Source organism: Pseudomonas sp. WS 5027 (genome assembly GCF_012985695.1).
In the GTDB taxonomy this organism is placed as follows: Bacteria; Pseudomonadota; Gammaproteobacteria; order Pseudomonadales; family Pseudomonadaceae; genus Aquipseudomonas; species Aquipseudomonas hygromyciniae.
Genome location: NZ_JAAQWU010000020.1, coordinates 79,901 through 94,698, shown reverse-complemented (window position 1 = coordinate 94,698; position 14,798 = coordinate 79,901). Strand labels below are relative to the sequence as shown.

Below are 14,798 nucleotides of genomic sequence, written 5' to 3'. Positions count from 1 at the left end.
CATGGCGTCGCAGCGTTGCTACTTGAGGCCCAGGCGCCGCGCCAATTTGTGCAGGTTGCTGGAGTCCAGGCCGAGCATCCGCGCGGCGCTCGCCCAGTTATCGCCCGACAGGCTCAACGCCTGGCGCACCTTCTGGCGCTGGCAGTCGTCCACCGCGTCGCTCAAGGTCTGGAACGCCTGCACCGGGGCTTGAACGACAGGGGCCTGCGCCAAGGTGGCGCTGTCCAGGTCCAGCAGTTCGGCTTCCAGGGTCATGATCTGGTTGCGATTGCCGCCACGGCTCAGTTGCTTCAAGGCGGCGCGGCTGATCACATGTTCCAGCTCGCGCACATTGCCCGGCCAGGCATAACCGAGCAGGGTTTGTTCGGCCGCCGGCGACAGGCGCAAACCGCGCAGGCCCAGCCGTGCACGGTTGAGCTCAAGGAAGTGCCCGGCCAACAGCAGCACATCGTGACCGCGCTCGCGCAAGGCCGGGATCGGCACCGGGTACACCGACAGCCGGTGGTACAGATCAGCGCGAAACAGCCCTTCACGAATGCTCTCGGGCAGGTGGCGGTTGGTGGCGGCGATGATCCGCACATCCACATGCAGCGGCTTGTCGGCGCCCAGGCGCTGGATCTCGCCGTTCTGCAAGGTGCGCAATAGCTTGGCCTGCACACTCAATGGCAGCTCGCCCACTTCATCGAGGAACAGCGTGCCGCCGTTGGCCGCATCAAAACGCCCGGCACGGTCACTGGTAGCCCCGGAAAACGCACCTTTGACATGGCCGAACAGCTCGCTCTCGGCCAAAGATTCCGGCAGCGCCGCGCAGTTGACCTGGATCAGCGGCTTTTTGCTGCGCCGCGACAGGCGATGCAGGCGCCGCGCGAACAGCTCCTTGCCCACCCCTGTTTCGCCGAGCAACAGCACCGGCAAATCCGAATCGGCGAGCACATCCAGCTCGTTGAGCAGTTGATGCAGGACCGGGCTCTGGCCGAGGATCTCGCCATCTTCGACGCTGGGCGCACCCGCCACCGGTTCGCTGCGCGACAGGCGCAGGCTGCGGTTTTCCTGCTCCAGGCGCGTGACCCGCACCGCCGCCTCGATCTGCAGGGTGCAGCGTTTGAGTTGCTCGCGGGCATTGGCATCGAAGGTTCCGGCATGCAGCGCATCCAGGGTAATCGCGCCCCAGGGCCGGCCTTCGACGAACAGGCTCACGCCCATGCAGTCATGCACGGGTAGCGGTTCGCCGACCTGGCTGTCCAGCAGCCCGTCGTACGGGTCCGGCAGGCGGCTGTCGGGTTCGAACCAGGTCGGTTCGCGGGAGGCCATGATCGCCGCCAGCCGCGGATGTTGGGCGATCACAAAGCGCCGGCCAAGGGCTTCGTGCACCAACCCCACTGTGGCCACGGGGCGCAGGCTGTCGTCGCCATCCAGGCGCAACAGGCCCACGGCGCCGCTATGGAAATATTCGCGCAGGGTCTGCACCAGGCGTTGCAGGCGCACCGCGTTGGGCAATTCGACAATCAGGTCGGCCGACAGACTTTCACGCAGCATGGTCATTACTACCCTTGTATGGTCGGTTCTACCGTGCAGCATCAGGGTGATCCTGACCACTACAAAAAATTAATCTCTATTTTTCAACAAGTTGCCAATGGCACACGGCATGCAATCACCGCTTCATCTGTTCACTTGATGAGGAAAGCCGATGAACGCCATCGCCCCCCACAGCCTGCCCCAGGCGCAACTGATCGACCATTTGCTGCAGCGCTACCACGCCCGCCACCGCGAACAACTGCCGGAGCTGATTCGCCTGGCCAGCCGTGTCGAGCAGGTCCACGGTCACCACCTGGCCTGCCCCAATGGCCTGGCCGACTTGCTGCGTGACATCGAGCAGGAACTGGAGGGCCATATGCTCAAGGAAGAACAAGTGCTGTTCCCGATGCTGCAGATGGGCCTGGGCCCCCAGGCCGCGCCGCCGATCAACGTCATGCGCTGTGAACATGAGCAACATGGCCAGGCTTTGGAACAGTTGCAGGCGCTGACCAACCACATCCAACCGCCCAGCGATGCATGCAATACCTGGCGCGCGTTGTATCACGCGCTGGAGGTGTTTCATGGGGATTTGCTGGAGCATATTCATCTGGAAAATGACGTGTTGTTTGTCCGCGCACTAAAGCCCTGACCGACCTGTAGGAGCGAGCTTGCTCGCGAAGAACATCAACCAAAACGCGGGCTGCCTGGGTAGACGCGTTGTCCGTGAGTTTTTCGCGAGCAAGCTCGCTCCTACAGGAAGGGATCAAGGTGTCTTAACGCAGCATCAGCTTGGCCAGGATCACGATCAGGACCATATGCCCAAGGATGCTGCGCCGGATCCACACCGCCCGCAGCGGGCTCAGGCGTTTTTGCGTCAACCAGTAGGCGAGCAACAGGTAATGTCCGATGATGCTCAGCGCCAACACGATCTTCAGGCTCAACATCGCCGAAAAATGGCTGGCCCATGGCGCGCCCAGCACACCGCGGTAATGCCAGGCCAGGCCGATGCCCGCGCCATACAACAGCACCACCACGCCATGCAGCACCTGCCGCGAACGCCGGGCAATGGCTTGGTCGCTGGTGAACTGCGCCGACCACGCCAACTCTTCACGGGCGCGGTGCCAGATGAAAACCTCAAAGAACAGCGTGCCGATAAAGGCGATGGCCGCCAGCAGATGCACAATCAATAGCCACGAATACAGCATTCCCGTTCTCCTAGCCCGGATGGCCGTCAACCCGCGCATGCCACAGCATTGGGGCATAGCGCCATAGATACACGCCAAGGCCCAGGGTCCAGCACAAACCCGCCAGCCACAGCGCGGCGTACGGCCAGATCAGCACCATCAGCACCCGGCTCAGGCAGGCCAGGTTCAACAGGATAAAGGCCAGGGTCATGCCCTTGGGCGGGGTCAGTGATCGGCCGGTATGGCCCAGGCTGACCCGTGCGATCATCGCCAGGATCAAGCCGCCCATCGCCCCTACCGTCAGCGCATGCACCGCCAGGCTTGGGTTCAGTGGCACGCCCACATGCCACAGCGCCATACCCAGGCAAGCCATGGCCAGCCAGGCATAGGCCAGGTGCAGCGACCACAGCAGCGGCACGCGCCACAAGCCACGGTCGTGCCAGCGCACCAGGCGCAGCAGATGGCCGACTCCCAACAGGCCAAACAACAGGCCGACCCAGAGGCTGGGCATCAGCGCTAAACCGCTGGCATACAACAGAGCGATCAGCGCCGAGCCTACCAACAACAGGTAATCCAGCCACGGCCAGGGCTTCACCGCTTCCGTACGCCCCAGGCCACGCTGGGTGAAAAACGGAATCACCCGACCACCGATCAAGCCCATCATCGCCGCCACCAGCCACAGCCCGGTCAACACCGCCTGGCGCTGCCAGCCTTCGTCACCGCGCAGCAAGCCATACAGGGACAGGGCGTCGGCCAGGGTCAACAGCAGCAACACCAGCACAATCGGGTAGTTGCGCTGTTGCCGCACTTTCCACAAGGTCCAGCCCATCAACCCAGCGACGGCCAGGGGAAAGGTCAGTTCCAGCACGGCCAACAGCGGCCATGGCAGGTTGAACAGCCAGGCCAGGCGTGCGGCCAGCCACACCCCGGCCAGCACCGCGAGGGGCGTACCGCTGATGCCGGGGCGACCGGTCCAGGTCTGCACCGCCGTCAGCAGGAACCCGCCGATGATCGCCAGGGCGAAACCGAACAGCAGTTCATGGCGATGCCACGCCAGCCAGCCACCCGCCGGCTGCCAGCTCGCGTCGCCGGCCAGGGCCAGCAACCACAGGGGAACCGCGAGCAACGCCAACAGGCAGCCACCGAGGAAAAATGGCCGGAAAGCCAGGCGAAACAACGGGGTTATCGACATGGCCTTGCGTCGATCCAGCACTTGCATACCACCACTCCTCAAGTCATTGCCGGCCCGATCATCCGGGATTGCCCGCGCCTGGCCCTTGTCGCAGATCAAGCAGGGCTTCGAGGCGGGGCAATATCCTGGGGGCCGTCGCGGGATTGGCATTGCAAGGGCCGGGCCGAACTCCCGGGTGCGCCGCCACCCTATGTGGGAGCTGGCTTGCCTGCGATGGCATCGCTGCGGTTTAACTGGAAGAGCGAGGTGCCTGCATCGCAGGCAAGCCAGCTCCTACATGGGATCGGCGCTGATCATGAGGGTTTAAATGACCATTAGAGGGTTAAAAAAACCCTTACCAACAGGGTCATTCAAACCCTGGTGACGCTACAGCCCACATTCTGCAACGCCCTCTCTTTGGCCCAGCTCTTGCTCTACCCGGTTATCCCGTCTTCCCCTGCCCCACGGAGTCCCCATGAAAAAAGTCATCCAGCCCCTGGCCTGGTTTGTGATCCTCGGTTCGATGATGGCGGCGGCCAGTGGCCTGTCGTTGTGGCTTGTATGATCACCGACGCACCGAGGGTCCTGCACCGCGTGCATCATCAGATCCTGCGCAGCCATCACCTGTTCGAGCCGCTCAACGAAGAGCAGATGGATGAGTTGATGGCCAGCAGTCAATTGCTGAGTGTCGACAAGGGCGAGCCATTGTTCCGCCAGGGCGAGCCGGCCGAGGGGTTTTACTTCGTGATTGCCGGCGCGGTGAAGATCTACCGCCTGACCCCGGACGGCCAGGAAAAAGTCTTTGAAGTGATCGGCGAGCGGCAGACCTTCGCCGAGGCGATGATGCTGATGGACACCCCCAATTACGTGGCCTGCGCCGAGGCGGTGTGCCCGACGCAGTTGTATCGCCTGTCCAACGCCACCTATATGCGCCTGCTCCACAGCAACAGCCGCCTGACCTTTGCCCTGCTGGGCAAGTTGTGTGTGCGCCTGCACCAGCGGGTCAACGAGATCGAGACCCTGTCCTTGAAAAACGCCACCCACCGCGTGGTGCGCTATTTGCTGACGCAACTGGTGCGCCTGCACAGTGCCGACAGTTCGTTCGAACTGCCCATGGCCAAGCAGTTGATCGCCGGGCACCTGTCGATCCAGCCGGAGACGTTCTCGCGGATCATTCGCCGGCTGATCGATGAAAAAATCATCACCCAGGACGGTCGACAGATCGCCATTCTTGATCGCCTGCGCCTGGAGCAATTCGAATGAGCGCAGCGCGAGTCTGCCTGTACTGCCAGCATGCCAACCCGCCGCCGCACGCTGCTTGCGAACGCTGCGCCATGCCCCTGCCCACCTCCACCGCCAGCCTTGAGGCGCGGCGGCTCAAGCGTTTCCAATGGTTCTGCCTGGGGCTGGCCGTGTTCTGCATCACCATGTTCTTGTGGCTGCCCCGGGACTTCTACTGATCTTCGGTCAACTGCCGGTACAGCTGCGGCAAGCGTAGTGGCAGTTGCTCCGGCTGGCGGATCAGGGTGTAGCCGTGGGCGCCGAACATGTACGGCAGGTAATCCCCGGCCTGTTTGTCGATGGTGATGCAGAACGGCACCAGGCCCTGGCGCCGCGCTTCCATTACGGCCTGGCGGGTGTCCTCCACGCCATAACGTCCCTCATACAAGTCCAGGTCGTTGGGCTTGCCATCGGTCACAATCAACAGCAGTTTGCGCCGTTGCTTACAAGCGCCCAGGGTCTGGCTGGCGTGGCGGATGGCCGCGCCCATGCGCGTGTAGTAACCCGGCTTGAGGCCTTGGATACAGCCGCGGGTGTGGTCGTCATAGGGTTGCTGGAATGACTTGAGCTGTTGCAGGCGCACCTGCTGGCGACGCAGGGATGAAAACCCATACAAGGCAAACGCATCACCCAGGCCCGACAGGCTCTCGCCAAACAGCAACAGGCTGTCGCGGATCACGTCGATGACCTTTTGCGTATCGTTCAAATGGGCGTCGGTGGACATCGACAAATCGGCCAGCAGCAAACAGGCCAAGTCACGCCGGGTGCGGCGCTGCTCCTTGAACAGACCGCGCTCGGCGCACGCGCCGTGCTGGCGCTCGACATGAAAATCCAGCCACGCCTGCAGGTCCAGCTCCGCGCCCTGGGGCTGTTGGCGCAACCATTGGCGATCGGTACGCAGTTGCTGGAACTGGCGACGCAACCGCGCAGCCTGGGGCAGCAAGCGTGCCGGCAGCGGCTGGGGCGTGCTGTCGCGCGGTTGCATCAATTGCAGATTGACGAAGTTGGCGTGCAGGCATTGTTGGCGGTAGTCCCACTCCGGCAGTTTGATGCCTGCGCCCAGGGGGATATCGTCGACGTCGGCCGGTGGCAGATCCAGGTGCAGCTTCAAGCCGCCGCTCTTGCGCACGCGCTGGCGTGACAGGCTCAGCTGGTCGAGGTCTTCGGCGACCCGCGCGGCATCTTCGTCCTCGGAGTCATCGGCCCAGCGATCGAGGTCGACGTGTTCGGTCCAACTGAACAGGTTTTCCAGGCGCACCACCAGCAGGCCGCCGTCGCGGCTGTTGTCGTCGACTCGGTTGGCTTGCTTGGGCGCGCCCTGTTGTTGGCCGGGGCGGGTTGCCAGGTCATCGCCCTCGTCCTCCAGATCGCCGGCCTGCGGGCTGTGCAGGTGCAAGGGTGGATACAGCCACAACGGCAGCGGCCAGGCGGCGCGCTCGCTGCGGGGTAACTGGCGGATGCTGCCGGGCTCGCGCAGGGCTTTGCGCAAGGCCTTTTCCACGGCGGCTTCGGCGGGGTTGAGGGTGGCGGGATCCGGGCGCAATTGCAGATGGGCGTCCACCAGGCGCTGATAGCTGGGGAGCATGGCCGGGTAACGCTGCAACAGCAGCCAGGTCCAGCGCTGGTTGTCCCGGGCCCAGTGGGTCATCGGCCCGGCATGTGCGGCCAGGAGCGCCAGCCAGCGGTACAGTTCCAGGTTCAGGGCGGCCGAGGGAAACACCGCCAGGCTTGCCGGCAGGCGCAGGCGATGACCATCGCACGAGGCCAGGGGGGCTTGCCGGCAGGTACCGGCAATGCGCATCAACAGATTGCGCCGCAGCAGCAGGTCACGCTCGCTGGCGGCCTCCAGGGCAATTGCGTGGGCGCCGCCCAGGGCGCGGAACAACAGCGCCAGGCTGCGCTGGCGGTCGACCAGATCGACCCGCGCCTCGGGGAAGTCAGCACTGGCACGGCGGGTGATAAAGCGGTGCCAGACACTGCCGACCCACTCTTCCAACTCAAGGGTAAAGGCCATGTGAAGTGCTCCAGACATAAAAACGGCCCGCACTACCTGCCGGGCCGCCCTCTTGGGGATTAACGTTGACCGCTCACGCAGTCACGGGGACGGCAGAGTCCAAGCCCTTGCCCCGCTGCCGGAAGCTCCACAGGTAGCAGAGCAGGCCCAGCAGGAACACCACGCCACTGGCCAGTCGCGCCCAGAACAACACGGTCAGGTGGTCCATGGTGGCCATGAACGGCAGTGCCACACCGTCTACCTGCCAGCGTTGCAACCAGACTTGCACCGCACCGGCCGCCGTCAGGAACAGGGTGATCATCACCATCGACAGAACCATCATCCAGAAGCCCCAGATCTCCAAGGTCTGCGAGCGTGCATCCGGCGCTTCACCGATACCGCGCAGGCGGGGCATGGCGTAGCTGATCAGGGTCATGACGATCATGGCGTAGGCGCCGAAGAACGCCAGGTGGCCGTGGGCAGCGGTCAATTGGGTGCCGTGGGTGTAGAAGTTGACCGGTGCCAGGGTATGCAGGAAGCCCCAGACCCCGGCGCCGAAGAACGCCGTGACCGTGGTGCCCTTGGCCCACAATGTGGCCGCCCGGTTCGGGTGCTGGCGCCGGCGCTGTTTGACCATGGTGAAGGCAAACATCACCATCGCCAGGAACGGCAGCGGCTCCAGGGCCGAAAAGATCGAACCGACCCACAACCACACCTCGGGCGCGCCGATCCAGAAGAAGTGGTGACCGGTGCCGATGATCCCGGTGATCAGGGCCATGGCGATGATCACGTACAGCCATTTCTCCACGACCTCACGGTCGACACCGGTGACTTTGATCAGTACGAAAGCCAGCATCGAGCCCATGATCAGCTCCCACACGCCTTCAACCCAAAGATGCACCACCCACCACCAGTAGAACTTGTCCCGTGCCAGGTTGCCGGGGTTGTAGAACGAGAACAGGAAGAACACCGCCAGGCCGATCAGCCCGGTCATCATCACCATGCTCACGGTGGTCTTGCGACCTTTGAGCAGGGTCATGCCGATGTTGTAGAGAAAGCCCAGGCACACCACCACGATCCCCATCTTGGTGATGGTCGGCTGCTCCAGAAACTCCCGACCCATGGTGGGCAGCAGTTCGTTGTGGGTCAGCTTGGCCAGGGCCGCATAGGGCACCAGCAAGTAACCGAGGATGGTCAACACCCCCGCCACGGCAAACACCCAGAACAGCAGGATTGCCAGCTTGGGACTGTGCAACTCGCGGTCGGCCTCTTCCGGCACCAGGTAGTAAGCGGCGCCCATGAAGCCGAACAGCAGCCAGACGATCAGCAGGTTGGTGTGGACCATGCGGGCCACGTTGAAGGGGATCAACGGGAACAGAAAGTCGCCGACCACGTATTGCAGGCCCATGATCAAACCGAACAGCACCTGGCCCAGGAACAGGATCAGGGCGAACACAAAGTAGGGTTTGGCCACGGCCTGGGATTGGAATTTCAGATATGGATTGACGGTACGCATCCCTCAGCCCTCCTTGTTTGGCGGCCAGCCGTTGGTGTTGATCTTCGAGCTCCATTTGAGGAACTCGGCCATATCGTCCACCTCTTGGTCGCTGAGGTTGAATTGCGGCATCGCACGCCGGCCGGGAACGCCCAACGGTTGCATCTTCATCCAGGCATGCAGGAACGGCTTGAACGCTTCCTCGCCGCCCCGGCGGTTGAACACGTTGCCCAGTTCCGGCGCAAAGTACGCGCCTTCGCCCAGCAGGGTGTGGCAGCCGACACAGTTGTTGCGCTCCCAGACGCCCTTGCCACGCACCACTGATTCGGTGAGTAGCTCTTGATTGCTGCGAGAGGGAAAGGTTTGTTCGGTGTGGTAGGTCAGGGCCAGGAATATCAGGAAGAAGAACACGCTTCCTCCGAAGTAGATATTCCTGGCCATGCCCTTGGTGAAGGTCTCTGACATGGTCGCTTCCTCATTGCTTGGCGGGGACCATGATAGGAAGTGAGGGGGTAAAAGCTGCTTGATGGCGATCAAGAAATGCCGATGGTTTTGGTCGGGTATTGGGTCATGACGATTGGCAGCGAGTTGTTCCTGTCTTCCAGAGCGGACGTATTGCACGGCTATAAGGAGCAACCACTGGAGCACGAAGCTACAGGCCGCGCTCCATCTTGATGATCTCGATGGACACCGGGCTATTGCCACGGCTGAAGGTGCCTTCGCCGATCTTGCGAAAACCCTGCGCGGCGTAGAATTTTTCGGCGGTCAGGGTCGCTTCCAGATAGGCCCTGCCATGCCCAGCGGCGGCGATCCGTTGCAAAGCCTCGGCCAACAGACGTGCACCGAGCCCCTGCCCCGCTGCCTCCCCGCGAATAAACAACTTGCTGACCTCATTACCGTCGATCTCCACGAAGCCCTGGAGCGTGTCGCTGCAAGCCAACCACAGGTTGCCGGCGGCGATGGCCGGGCGGTAGGTCTCGGGTGAGCGACCGTCCAGCCACATGGCGATCTGCTCGGGACCGTAGTCGGCGCTGCACAGGTTTTCGACGGAATTTTTATGCACCCGGAAGATGCTCTCGGCGTCTTCTTGGGTGGCTGGGCGGATCAGTAGATTTTTCATTCCCTTGAGATTCCAAGTGTGGCCAATAAACCCAGGCGTTATAGCTGAACTTACGCCTGGCAGCGACCGAAAACCGCACATCCTGTGCGTTGACCATCGTTCCTACACACCATATAGTGTGCCCACCCACGCAGCCGACCACTACATAGTGTGCGACGCCGGTAATTATCGAGTTTTCTGGACGGTCTCATCACCGTCAGAACAGACCAGGAAGGAGTATTTCATGCTGAGTTGGGATGAAGTCGACAACGAAGACACCGGTGCGGCAGTAGTCCGTGGCGCCAACGCCGGCCACGCCACCGAAGCCAACATGGACCGCCTCGACGGTGCCGGCGCTGCCGCCGCCATCGAAGCCCGCGCCGTGACCGCCAACGACTCCGCCGCCATCGTGCGGGCCAAGGCCGCCCTGGACAAACTCGACATCGCCGAAGGCCTGGCCGAGCTTGAGGGCGCTAGCGCCCGTGTCGCCGTTGACGAAAAGCGCATGATCAACTGCCGCGCCGACCTCAACCAACTCGTGCCTTTCAAGTACGACTGGGCCTGGCAGAAATACCTCGACGGCTGCGCCAACCACTGGATGCCGCAAGAGGTCAACATGACCGCCGACATCGCCCTGTGGAAAAACCCCGAAGGCCTGACCGACGACGAACGTCGCATCGTCATGCGCAACCTGGGCTTCTTCTCCACCGCCGACTCCCTGGTCGCCAACAACCTGGTCCTGGCGGTGTACCGCCTGATCACCAACCCGGAGTGCCGCCAGTACATCCTGCGCCAGGCCTTCGAAGAGGCGATCCACACCCACGCCTACCAGTACTGCATCGAATCGCTGGCCATGGATGAAGGCGAGATCTTCAACATGTACCACGAGATCCCATCGGTCGCTAAAAAAGCCGCCTGGGGCCTGAAATACACCCGCTCGATCTCCGATCCGAAGTTCGAAACCGGCACCGTCGACACCGACAAGGAACTGCTGCGCAACCTGGTCGCCTACTACTGCGTGCTGGAAGGCATCTTCTTCTATTGCGGCTTCACCCAGATCCTGTCCATGGGCCGTCGCAACAAAATGACCGGCGTGGCCGAGCAGTTCCAGTACATCCTGCGCGATGAGTCGATGCACCTGAACTTCGGCATCGACGTAATAAACCAGATCAAAATCGAAAACCCACACCTGTGGGATGCCGAAATGAAGGAAGAAGCGACCCAGATGATCCTGCAAGGGACCCAGCTGGAGATCGAATACGCACGCGACACCATGCCGCGCGGCGTGCTGGGCATGAACGCGGCGATGATGGAGGACTACCTCAAGTTCATCGCCAACCGTCGCCTGTCGCAGATCGGCTTGAAGGAAGAATATCCAGGGACAACTAACCCGTTCCCGTGGATGAGCGAGATCATGGACTTGAAGAAAGAGAAGAACTTCTTCGAGACCCGCGTGATCGAGTATCAGACTGGCGGGGCGTTGAGCTGGGATTGATTGACCCACACCATCTGTAGGAGCGAGCTTGCTCGCGAAGATCGTCAACGATAACCCAGGTATCCAGGCTAAACGCGGCGCCTAGGCGTTTTTCGCGAGCAAGCTCGCTCCTACAATCAGTTGCGGTGTACGGCCTCAGTTGGACACTTGCTCAAGAAAGATCAGTTTCAGCGGTTCCTGGAGCAAGTCGTCCGCCGTAGCGGCAAAGCGCTGGAAGTACGGCATTGCAAAATGCGCATCGAGGGCCGCCTGGTTCTTGAATGCTTCACGCATATAGAACGTGCCGGGTTCATCACGCAGTTCAAACAACACGTAATCCAGGTTGCCAGGCTCGGTGCGGGTCGGGTCGACCAAGGCCAGCAGGCCAGCCTTGAGCGCTTGTTCCTGGCCAGGCTTGGCCTTGAGTACGGCGATGGATATCAAAGGTTTGGTCATGCTGGCGACTCCATTGGTAGGTTGGCTGGCGCATCCGGCAAGCATTACGCACAGCGATAAGCCCAGGGCTTTGATCAGGGTGTTCATTGGAAATCTTCAAGCACAATCTTGCCTCGCGCCTTGCCGCTTTCTACCAGGGCATGGGCGCTGCGCATGTTGGCCGCGTTGATCGCACCAAAATGCGCGCCGAGGGTGGTGTGCAACACGCCCTCGTCGATCAGTTGTGCCACCCGATTGAGCAGATGGTGTTGCTGGATCATGTCCGCGGTCTCAAACAGCGAGCGGGTGAACATCAGCTCCCAGTGCAAGGACAGGGATTTGAGCTTGAGCGGCATGACATCCAGGCTGGCCGGATCGTCGATCAAACCCAGCCGCCCTTGGGGGCGCAGCACTTCCACCAGTTGCGGCAGATACTCCTCGGTATGGGTGAGGCTGGCGACATGGCTGACCGCGTCAATTCCCAGTGCCTGGAGCTGGGCCAGCATCGGCTGACGATGGTTGATCACATGATGAGCCCCCATGCGCTGAACCCACCCGATGGTTTCCGGGCGCGAGGCGGTGCCGATCACGGTCATGTTGGTAAGCTGACGGGCCAGTTGCACCAGGATCGAACCCACGCCACCACCAGCACCGACCACCAACAGCACCTCGCCCTCGCCGCCGCCTTCGGTCACGCCAAGGCGATCGAACAGCAACTCCCAGGCAGTGATCGAAGTCAGCGGCAAGGCGGCGGCGTGGGCCGCATCCAGTGTGCGCGGCTGGTGGCCGACGATGCGCTCATCGACCACCTGGTATTCGCTGTAGCTGCCGGAACGGATCAGGGAGCCTGCGTAGTACACCGCGTCGCCCGGTTTGAACAGGGTGACGTCGGCGCCCACCTGGCGCACGATGCCCGCCGCATCCCAACCGAGGATTTTCGGCTCCTTGGCGAAAGTACCGGAGCGCACCTTGGTATCGACCGGGTTGACCGCCACGGCCTGCACTTCTACCAGCAGGTCCCTGGGGCCTGGCTGGGGAACATCGATATTCACGTCGATCAGCGAGCGCGGGTCGTCAATGGGCAGGCCGTGTTGGGTAAAAGAGATTGCTTTCATGGGAACTCACGGTTGATGAGGGACGATGGCCCTCGATGGCTTGCATCTTTACCGTTCCCAGCGCGAAGAAAAATCGACAAAATGCAGCAACACTTTCATCTCTGGAGTGAAAATGATCCGCATCGATGATCTTGGGCTGTTCCTGCGTAGCGCGGCCCTGGGCAGCTTCACCGCCGCTGCGGTTGAGGCCAATCTGTTGCCTGGCCAGGTCGCCGCAGCCATCAAGCGCCTGGAACGGGAACTGCAAGTGCGCCTGTTTACCCGCACCACCCGCAGCCTGCGGTTGAGTGCCGAGGGCGAACAGTACCTGCCGACCGCCCGTGCCGTGCTGGAGCAGTTGGAGCTGGGCCGCGAACGCTTGCGCGGCGATGACGCGCCGCTGCGGGGCACATTGCAGATCGCTGCGCCTTCGGACCTGGGGCGCAATATCCTGCTGCCGATGCTCACCGAGTTTCGCCGCCTGCACCCTGGGCTGACCTTGCGCTTTCTGGTATCGGATCAGGTCACCAACCTGTTTCGCGACCCGGTGGACGTGGCCCTGCGTTATGGCTGGAATGAGGATGCCAACTATATCGCCCTGCCCTTGGCGCCATGGAATCGCCGGGTGCTGGTGGCATCGCCCGATTACGTGGAACGCCACGGCGCACCGACCTCCGTCGAGGACCTGCCCCACCACCCGTGCCTGCTGTACCTGCAAAACGGCCGCCTGCATAACCGTTGGGAGTTGGGCGAGCAAACCGTGCAGGTCTCCGGGCCCTTGTTCAGTGATGACGCCGACGTAGTGCGGCGCTGGGCCGTCGCCGGTGAAGGCATCGCCTACAAGACCTGGCTGGATGTGTACGCCGATGTGCAGGCACAGCGCCTGGTGGTGCTGCTGCCGGAAACTCCCGGGGATGTGTACCCCTTGAGCTTCGCCTGCCCCCATCGCGGGCAGATGTCGCGGGCAGTGACCCAGTTGTATCAATGGTTGAACCAGCGCTTCAGCGCCCTGGAACGCCTGTGAACCCTTTTGTAGTGGATTAGGAAAGACGCGCTTTTTATGCCCAATCAAACCATCAAGACGCCGTGCGTCGGTCTGTGTTCCACCGTTTATGGCGACCTGGTGTGCCGTGGCTGCAAGCGTTATCACCATGAAGTCATTCAGTGGAATGGCTATAGCGCCGAGGAAAAACAAGCGGTCTGGCTGCGCCTCGAACAATTGCTGGTGCAGGTCATGGCCAGCAAGCTGCAAGTGCTGGATGCCCCGCGCCTGCGCCAGCAGTTGGAAGCGCGCAAGATCCGTTTTATGCCGCACCAGTCGCCTTACTGCTGGGCCTATCAGTTGATTGCCCGCGGTGCGCGGGTGATTTCCAGGCTCGATGCCTATGGCCTGGCGCTGCTGCCGGAGTTTCGTGAGCGGCACCTGGCGGATTTGCGTGATGCGATTGATCGGGAGTTTTTCCTGTTGTCAGAGGCGCATTACCAACGCTATATCGCGCCGCAGTTTTTGCATGAGGCGTTTGGGCCCCAGTTGATAGCCACTCTCTAAAGCCCAGCACAAAACCCTGTGGGAGCGGGCTTGCTCGCGAAGGCGGCGGGTCAGTTGATGCATAGGTGACTGACCCACCGTCTTCGCGAGCAAGCCCGCTCCCACATTTGTTCCTCATTTATCTTGAAGGGTCATGTGCAGGCTGTAGCGCTCGATGGCCTGTTTGTCAGAGGCGCATTACCAACGCTATATCGCGCCGCAGTTTTTGCGTGAGGCATTTGGGCCCCAGTTGATAGCCACTCTCTAAAGCCCAGCACAAAACCCTGTGGGAGCGGGCTTGCTCGCGAAGGCGGCGGGTCAGTTGATGCATAGGTGACTGACCCACCGTCTTCGCGAGCAAGCCCGCTCCCACATTTGTTCCTCATTTATCTTGAAGGGTCATGTGCAGGCCGTAGCGCTCGATGGCCTGTTTGTCAGAGGCGCATTACCAGCGCTATATCGCGCCGCAGTTTTTGCGTGAGGTATTTGGGCCCCAGTTGATAGCCACTCTCTAAAGCCCAGCACAAAA

14 protein-coding genes and 3 pseudogenes are annotated in these 14,798 nt (G+C 61.9%); 8 read left to right on the top strand and 9 right to left on the bottom strand.

The features are described from left to right. Nucleotides 1–18: 18 nt before the first annotated feature. Complete coding sequence (gene norR / locus HBO09_RS22520) at nt 19–1,536, bottom strand: nitric oxide reductase transcriptional regulator NorR (RefSeq protein WP_169999417.1); 1,518 nt, start codon at nt 1,534–1,536, stop codon at nt 19–21. A gap of 190 nt (nt 1,537–1,726) precedes the next feature. Between norR and HBO09_RS22515 the strand changes: the two are divergent. Next, nucleotides 1,727–2,164 (top strand): annotated as a pseudogene (locus tag HBO09_RS22515) (hemerythrin domain-containing protein); the annotation flags it as partial. Between the two features lie 124 nt (nt 2,165–2,288). Here the strand turns inward: HBO09_RS22515 and HBO09_RS22510 are convergent. Next, the gene (locus HBO09_RS22510) at nt 2,289–2,720 is read right to left on the bottom strand and encodes a hypothetical protein (RefSeq protein ID WP_159907313.1); all 432 of its coding nucleotides are present in this window, start codon (nt 2,718–2,720) and stop codon (nt 2,289–2,291) included. A 10-nt stretch (nt 2,721–2,730) separates the two neighbouring features. Continuing rightward, a complete protein-coding gene (locus HBO09_RS22505; protein ID WP_169999415.1) occupies nt 2,731–3,918 on the bottom strand; it encodes an NnrS family protein in 1,188 nt (395 codons plus the stop codon). Between the two features lie 513 nt (nt 3,919–4,431). Here HBO09_RS22505 and HBO09_RS22500 point away from each other — a divergent pair. Then, nucleotides 4,432–5,133 carry a Crp/Fnr family transcriptional regulator gene (locus HBO09_RS22500; protein ID WP_029294499.1) on the top strand — a complete coding sequence of 234 codons (702 nt, stop codon included), beginning with the start codon at nt 4,432–4,434 and terminating at the stop codon, nt 5,131–5,133. Further along, nucleotides 5,130–5,330: a protein DnrP gene (locus HBO09_RS22495; RefSeq protein ID WP_169999414.1), complete on the top strand. Its 201-nt coding sequence runs from the start codon at nt 5,130–5,132 to the stop codon at nt 5,328–5,330. The genes HBO09_RS22500 and HBO09_RS22495 overlap by 4 nt, the downstream gene beginning before the upstream one ends. Here HBO09_RS22495 and HBO09_RS22490 read toward each other — a convergent pair. From HBO09_RS22490 to HBO09_RS22475, 4 genes are all read right to left on the bottom strand, one after another. Next, a complete protein-coding gene (locus HBO09_RS22490; RefSeq protein ID WP_169999413.1) occupies nt 5,324–7,165 on the bottom strand; it encodes a VWA domain-containing protein in 1,842 nt (613 codons plus the stop codon). The genes HBO09_RS22495 and HBO09_RS22490 overlap by 7 nt on opposite strands. Before the next feature lie 73 nt (nt 7,166–7,238). Continuing rightward, nucleotides 7,239–8,660 (bottom strand): cbb3-type cytochrome c oxidase subunit I, encoded by a 1,422-nt coding sequence (locus HBO09_RS22485; protein WP_070996340.1) that lies wholly within the window; start codon nt 8,658–8,660, stop codon nt 7,239–7,241. 3 nt (nt 8,661–8,663) lie between these two features. Further along, a complete protein-coding gene (locus HBO09_RS22480; RefSeq protein ID WP_029294425.1) occupies nt 8,664–9,104 on the bottom strand; it encodes a cytochrome c in 441 nt (146 codons plus the stop codon). Nucleotides 9,105–9,291: 187 nt separating this feature from the next. Beyond that, entirely contained in the window at nt 9,292–9,759 is a 468-nt protein-coding gene (locus HBO09_RS22475) for a GNAT family N-acetyltransferase (protein WP_169999412.1), read from the bottom strand. Between the two features lie 223 nt (nt 9,760–9,982). Here HBO09_RS22475 and HBO09_RS22470 point away from each other — a divergent pair, with 223 nt between their 5' ends. Further along, a complete protein-coding gene (locus tag HBO09_RS22470; RefSeq protein WP_170060967.1) occupies nt 9,983–11,233 on the top strand; it encodes a ribonucleotide-diphosphate reductase subunit beta in 1,251 nt (416 codons plus the stop codon). A gap of 135 nt (nt 11,234–11,368) precedes the next feature. Here HBO09_RS22470 and HBO09_RS22465 read toward each other — a convergent pair whose 3' ends face one another. Together HBO09_RS22465 and HBO09_RS22460 are read right to left on the bottom strand one after the other, a co-directional pair. Then, complete coding sequence (locus HBO09_RS22465; RefSeq protein WP_169998882.1) at nt 11,369–11,668, bottom strand: putative quinol monooxygenase; 300 nt, start codon at nt 11,666–11,668, stop codon at nt 11,369–11,371. Between the two features lie 83 nt (nt 11,669–11,751). Next, a complete protein-coding gene (locus HBO09_RS22460) occupies nt 11,752–12,762 on the bottom strand; it encodes a zinc-binding alcohol dehydrogenase family protein (RefSeq protein ID WP_169998880.1) in 1,011 nt (336 codons plus the stop codon). Nucleotides 12,763–12,874: 112 nt separating this feature from the next. Between HBO09_RS22460 and HBO09_RS22455 the strand changes: the two genes are divergently transcribed. The 4 genes and pseudogenes from HBO09_RS22455 to HBO09_RS29045 form a co-directional block, all read left to right on the top strand. Beyond that, nucleotides 12,875–13,765 (top strand): LysR family transcriptional regulator, encoded by an 891-nt coding sequence (locus tag HBO09_RS22455; RefSeq protein WP_169998878.1) that lies wholly within the window; start codon nt 12,875–12,877, stop codon nt 13,763–13,765. A 36-nt stretch (nt 13,766–13,801) separates the two neighbouring features. Further along, nucleotides 13,802–14,290, top strand: coding sequence for a DUF1289 domain-containing protein (locus HBO09_RS22450; RefSeq protein ID WP_169998876.1), 489 nt, complete (start codon nt 13,802–13,804; stop codon nt 14,288–14,290). 163 nt (nt 14,291–14,453) lie between these two features. Next, nucleotides 14,454–14,537: pseudogene (locus tag HBO09_RS29050) on the top strand (DUF1289 domain-containing protein); the annotation flags it as partial. A 163-nt stretch (nt 14,538–14,700) separates the two neighbouring features. Continuing rightward, nucleotides 14,701–14,784 (top strand): annotated as a pseudogene (locus tag HBO09_RS29045) (DUF1289 domain-containing protein); the annotation flags it as partial. Nucleotides 14,785–14,798 lie beyond the last annotated feature (14 nt).

Bases quoted from the DNA above. Each gene is read 5' to 3' on its own strand.
- HBO09_RS22460 (WP_169998880.1), bottom strand. From the start codon at position 12,762: ATGAAAGCAATCTCTTTTACCCAACACGGCCTGCCCATTGACGACCCG.
- HBO09_RS22450 (WP_169998876.1), top strand. From the start codon at position 13,802: ATGCCCAATCAAACCATCAAGACGCCGTGCGTCGGTCTGTGTTCCACC.
- HBO09_RS22470 (WP_170060967.1), top strand. From the start codon at position 9,983: ATGCTGAGTTGGGATGAAGTCGACAACGAAGACACCGGTGCGGCAGTA.
- HBO09_RS22495 (WP_169999414.1), top strand. From the start codon at position 5,130: ATGAGCGCAGCGCGAGTCTGCCTGTACTGCCAGCATGCCAACCCGCCG.
- HBO09_RS22480 (WP_029294425.1), bottom strand. From the start codon at position 9,104: ATGTCAGAGACCTTCACCAAGGGCATGGCCAGGAATATCTACTTCGGA.
- HBO09_RS22500 (WP_029294499.1), top strand. From the start codon at position 4,432: ATGATCACCGACGCACCGAGGGTCCTGCACCGCGTGCATCATCAGATC.
- HBO09_RS22465 (WP_169998882.1), bottom strand. From the start codon at position 11,668: ATGACCAAACCTTTGATATCCATCGCCGTACTCAAGGCCAAGCCTGGC.
- HBO09_RS22475 (WP_169999412.1), bottom strand. From the start codon at position 9,759: ATGAAAAATCTACTGATCCGCCCAGCCACCCAAGAAGACGCCGAGAGC.
- HBO09_RS22490 (WP_169999413.1), bottom strand. From the start codon at position 7,165: ATGGCCTTTACCCTTGAGTTGGAAGAGTGGGTCGGCAGTGTCTGGCAC.
- HBO09_RS22485 (WP_070996340.1), bottom strand. From the start codon at position 8,660: ATGCGTACCGTCAATCCATATCTGAAATTCCAATCCCAGGCCGTGGCC.
- HBO09_RS22510 (WP_159907313.1), bottom strand. From the start codon at position 2,720: ATGCTGTATTCGTGGCTATTGATTGTGCATCTGCTGGCGGCCATCGCC.
- HBO09_RS22505 (WP_169999415.1), bottom strand. From the start codon at position 3,918: ATGCAAGTGCTGGATCGACGCAAGGCCATGTCGATAACCCCGTTGTTT.
- norR (WP_169999417.1), bottom strand. From the start codon at position 1,536: ATGCTGCGTGAAAGTCTGTCGGCCGACCTGATTGTCGAATTGCCCAAC.
- HBO09_RS22455 (WP_169998878.1), top strand. From the start codon at position 12,875: ATGATCCGCATCGATGATCTTGGGCTGTTCCTGCGTAGCGCGGCCCTG.